Source organism: Micromonospora globispora (genome assembly GCF_003857015.1).
Classification (GTDB): Bacteria; Actinomycetota; Actinomycetes; order Mycobacteriales; family Micromonosporaceae; genus Micromonospora; species Micromonospora globispora.
In genome coordinates this window covers 1-4,266 of sequence record NZ_QGGF01000014.1, presented here as the reverse complement: position 1 = coordinate 4,266, position 4,266 = coordinate 1, and the positions used below count along the sequence as shown (strand labels likewise).

The following is a 4,266-nucleotide window of genomic DNA, read 5'->3' as shown; positions in this document are numbered from 1 at the left end:
CGCCCCGGCCGCTCGGCCCGCTCCGGCCGCTCCTCGCGCGGCTGCGGGCGGCGGGCCCGCTCCGGCTGGCGGCGACGCGGCGGAGGCTGCTCCTCCTCGGGCTCCTCCTCCTCGTACCCCTCGTCGTAGTCCTCGCCCTCGTCGTAGGCGTCGTACTCCTCCTCCTCGGGAGGACGGCGGCGCTGCGGCGGACGACGGCGGCCGCGCTCGGCGGGCCGGCGCTCCGGGCGCTCCTCCTCGGGCTCCTCCTCGAACTCCTCGGGCTCCTCGGCCCGCCCCCGCTCCTGCTCTTCGCGGGCCTCCTGCTCCTCGCGCCGCGCGGTCTCGTGGTCCTTGACCACCTGGGAGTCCTCGATCTCGCCGCGCCAGCCCTCGACCGAGTCCGGGTCGAGAACGGTCACGGTCATCACGTGCCGGACGAAGTGCTTCAGTTCCAGCCGCACCCGCCGGCCCTGGGCCCGCCACAGGTTGCCGGTGTGCTCGAAGAGGCCCTGCGGGTGGTACTCGAGGACGACCAGGATGCGGGTGAGCTCGGGGCCGACCTCGTGGAAGCTGACCGTTCCGTCGACGGAGCCCTTCTCACCCTTGGAACGCCAGTGGATCAGCCGGTCCGGGATCTGCCGGACGATGGTCGACTCCCAGCTGCGGTGCGACCAGAAGACCTGCGCCTTCCAGGTCATCTTCTCGTCCGACTCGCAGTCGGCCTGCTCGACCTTCTTCATGAAGCTGGGGAAGTCGCCGAACTGGGTCCACTGGTTGTACGCGACCCGGACCGGCACGCCGACCTCGATCGTCTCGACGATGTTGGTGACCTTGAGCTTCTTCTTGCCGCCCTTGCCACCCTTGCCGCCGCCACCGCCCAACGCCGACATCAGCTTCTCCTTACCGCCGGCCACACCGGCATGGAACATGGCCTTCATCGGGGAGCTGCCCTCGGCGAGCTTCTGCGCGCCGGTGGCGGCGGCGATCAGGCCGGGACCGCCGCCCTGCTTGGCGTACTCGCTGAGTCGGCCGGTGGCGCCGGTGATCCGCTCGGTCACCACGTGGACGGCCCGCTCGCCGATCGCGCCGGCCAGGTTGCGCAGCTCGTCGCCGAGCTGGGTACGGGCCTTGTCGGCGAGGCCGCCCGGGTTGAGGTTGGTCGCCACGGTCACCGCCCCCGTCGCCGGCCGGTGGCCACCGGCTGCTCTTCGCGGTCCTCGTCGGCCTGCGGCTGCTCGTCGAGCTCCTGCTCCTCGTCCGGCGCGGAGCGCTCGTCCGCGGCGGTCTCCTCATCCGAGGAACGCTCGCCCGCGGCCTCGCCGCCGGTCTCCTCACCCCGCCGGCCGGACTTGCGGCGCAGTGCGTCGGCGCTGCCGCGCAGCTTGCCGCTCAGCGCGTCGATGCCGCTGCCGGCGGCGGCGGTCGCCGCAGCCTTGCCGGCCGTGGCCAGGGGTCCGCTCAGCTTGCTCAGGTTGCCCAGCTGCGGGGAGGCGTTCAACAGGTCAGCGCCGTACTTCATCAGCCCGCCGGGGTTCCTGCTGGCCCGCCCGGCGGCCACCGCGGCGGCCAGTGTGAGGGCGGTACGCAGCTTCTTGCGGCGACCCAGGATGTAGCCGAGGCCGACCGCGAGCCCGATCCGTGCTCCACTCTTCATCGGTTCTCCTTCGCTCCCCGGCGCACGGGACGCCCGGACCACGCGACGCAGGCCCTAATGGAGCTACCGGGGAATAGCGCGAAAAGGGCCTGCAGTCGGGCGTCCCCGTATTAGCGGACCCGGCGGGCAGTACCCCACGCCCTACCTGCGAAACATTTCCGCGCCATTCCCGAGGCGTTCGTCACCAGGCATCCGGACCCCGTGGAGGGCTGGGGATGAACGACCGCAAAGCGGTCAGACGCATCGCCAGGAGCAGGGAAAGTGTAATCGTTGCAAAGGAGCAACCAAAGCCGCTCAAACGGCTGGCAGCGCAGAATCCAGACAGATTTCCGCGCGCACTTTTCCGTCATCGTTGCGCAATTTTGCGCCGCATTTTCTGAGCACCGACAGTGCGCCCGCGTTGTCGGTCGTCGTCCGCGCCAGCACGGTGTGCATGCCAGCCGCCGCAGCGGCGTTCAGCAACTCCCGCAGCGCCGCCGCGCCGAGCCCCTGCCCCCGGGCGGAACGCCCCAGCCACATCCCGGTCTCCACCGTCCCGGGCTCGTCGCAGCGGGTCATCCGGACCATGCCGACCACCTCGCCGCCGGTCAGGATGGCGTACATCCGGGTACGGGTGGGGCCGTCCAGGCCGGCGAAGCTGGCCCGGTGGAACTCCCGGAACGCGTCCCGGCGGGCGAGCGACCAGCCGGCCGGCGCATCGACCGGCGGCATGACGTCCTCAGGCTCCGCCTCGGCGGCCGCTACCGAGAGCAACGGCTCCAGGTTCCTCTCGTCCACCGGCTCCAGCCGTACCGCACCCGCCACGTGCCGCAGTCTGCCGCCCTCACCGGCCGCAGTCCACCCCTTTGGTCAGGGATTGCCGGTCCGGCCAGGTGTCCGGGCCGGTCGGACCGCGTCCGTGTTCCGCCTCACGCTCCGTTGTCAGCCGACCGGTCGAAAGTCGTCCGGACGGCCCGCCCTCCGAAGCACCCGCCGGCTCAGTCGGCCGGGTCGAACTCGCAGAACACCACCGAGGCGTCGTCGGTCCGCTTGTGCCGGCGCAGCCGGTCCGGATGGTCGCGCTCGGCCGCCCGCACCCGCCCGATCAGCCCCTCCGGCCCTTCGGCCGCCGTGACGTCCAGCAGCCCCGCCCAGTCGAAGAGCCCGAACTGCTCCACCGCGCAGGACGCGCCGTCGCTGAGCAGCGCCGCCCGGCGCAGCGCCCCCGGCCCGCGCAGCGGCAGCGTCCCGGTCACCGCGTGGTACGCCGCGTCCGGGTCGGCCGCGGCCGCCCAGTAGCCGTGGGTGCGGTTCATCCGACCCCGCTGCACCGTGACCGCCTGCCGGAACCGGGTGACCGGGTCGATCTCGGTCCCGGGGATCGCGTCCGCCATCCGGCGCAGGTCCGCCATCGCGGCGTCCAGCCGGTCGTCGGACACCACGCTGACCTGGCCGCCCGCCTCCAGCACCAGCGGGCTGTCGCAGAGCACCAGGTAATCCACCTGGTCACCGCCCTCCCGCAGCAGGCAGACCGTGGACGACGGGGTGCCCGGATGGTCGAGGTCGCAGTCGTTCCCGTGATCGGCGCGGACCGCGAGGATGGCCGCCGCCAGGCTGCTCATCAGCGTCGCCGCCGGCCGGGCGGCGATCGCCAGGCCGATCCGGGCGGCCAGGTGCCGGACGTACCAGGCCGGCCCGTGCACGCAGCCGGTGTCGAAGCCCTCCGGCACCGTCGCCCCGTCCAGCACCCCGACCAGCGGGCCGAGCCGGAAGACCACGTCCTCGTTCTCCAGCCGGCCGGGCGCCGGGGCGGAAGCGGAGCGCACCCGCATCATCGGCGCCGCCCCGACCGGCCGCGCCGGCTGACTTCCGGTCGAGTACCGGCGGTCTGGTGCCCCCATCCGTTCGCTCCCTCCGTCGCCGCCCGCCTACCCGGCCGGGCCGGGGACATGCGGTCAGGGCCCCGATGCCCGGCTGCGGCAAGTCACCCGTACGTCCCGCCCGCCGACGGTAGCGTCAGCAGCGGTGGGTCTCCCGGGGCCGCCACCCGACCGGCGCCGCCAGGGCGGCCGGTCGCGCCCGGGAGCCGTTCGGCGCGACAGGGGGATCGCATGTTGGAACGGTTGCACGACCAGGGACTGCGGGCGGAGCACGCCTATATGGCCGGTTTCGTCAGTATCGGGCTCTCGTTCACGAGCTGGTTCCTCTCCAAGCACATGGAGCGGGCCGGCATCGACCGGGCGGACCGATGGGGCATCTTCGTCGGGGAGTGGGCGCCGACCTTCTTCGCCATCGGCAACGGACTGCGCACGTACGAGAAATGAGCCGGTCAGCGACGCCGGTTGCGCGCCCGTGAGGCCCGCAGCCGGCGCAGCCGGGCCACCAGCACCGGCTCGGCGGCCAGCGCGGCCGGCTGGTCGAGCAGGGCGTTCAGCAGCTGGTAGTACCGGGTCGCGGAGAGCCCGAAGGTGTCCCGGATGGCCTGCTCCTTCGCCCCGGCGTGCTTCCACCACTGCTGCTCGAAGGCGAGGATGCGCCGCTCGCGCTCGGTCAGTCCGTCCGCCGGGCCGACCTCGGCGGACGGCCCGTCCGCCGGAGCGGCCGTCCGGTCCTCGGCCTCGCCGGCCCGATCGCCCGGACCGGGCGTGGCG

6 protein-coding genes are annotated in these 4,266 nt (G+C 73.1%); 1 reads left to right on the top strand and 5 read right to left on the bottom strand.

Annotated elements, in window-relative coordinates; translation table 11 throughout:
• The 4 genes from DKL51_RS00330 to DKL51_RS00315 all read right to left on the bottom strand — a co-directional run.
• Positions 1-1,154, bottom strand: a 1,154-nt coding sequence (locus DKL51_RS00330) for an SRPBCC family protein (RefSeq protein ID WP_260428313.1), incomplete at its 3' end; no start/stop codon positions are given.
• Complete coding sequence (locus DKL51_RS00325) at positions 1,151-1,636, bottom strand: hypothetical protein (RefSeq protein WP_109945976.1); 486 nt, start codon at positions 1,634-1,636, stop codon at positions 1,151-1,153. The genes DKL51_RS00325 and DKL51_RS00330, both read right to left, overlap by 4 nt.
• A 294-nt stretch (positions 1,637-1,930) precedes the next feature.
• Positions 1,931-2,440, bottom strand: a complete 510-nt coding sequence (locus DKL51_RS00320; RefSeq protein WP_109945977.1) for a GNAT family N-acetyltransferase — start codon at positions 2,438-2,440, stop codon at positions 1,931-1,933.
• Positions 2,441-2,613: 173 nt separating this feature from the next.
• Positions 2,614-3,516 (bottom strand): hypothetical protein, encoded by a 903-nt coding sequence (locus tag DKL51_RS00315; RefSeq protein WP_109945978.1) that lies wholly within the window; start codon positions 3,514-3,516, stop codon positions 2,614-2,616.
• A gap of 210 nt (positions 3,517-3,726) precedes the next feature.
• On the opposite strand from DKL51_RS00315, the gene DKL51_RS00310 reads away from it, so the two are divergent.
• Entirely contained in the window at positions 3,727-3,939 is a 213-nt protein-coding gene (locus DKL51_RS00310; RefSeq protein WP_109945979.1) for a hypothetical protein, read from the top strand.
• A gap of 5 nt (positions 3,940-3,944) precedes the next feature.
• Here DKL51_RS00310 and DKL51_RS00305 read toward each other — a convergent pair.
• A partial coding sequence (locus DKL51_RS00305) for a DUF3263 domain-containing protein (protein WP_260428312.1) occupies positions 3,945-4,266 on the bottom strand: 322 nt, incomplete at its 5' end.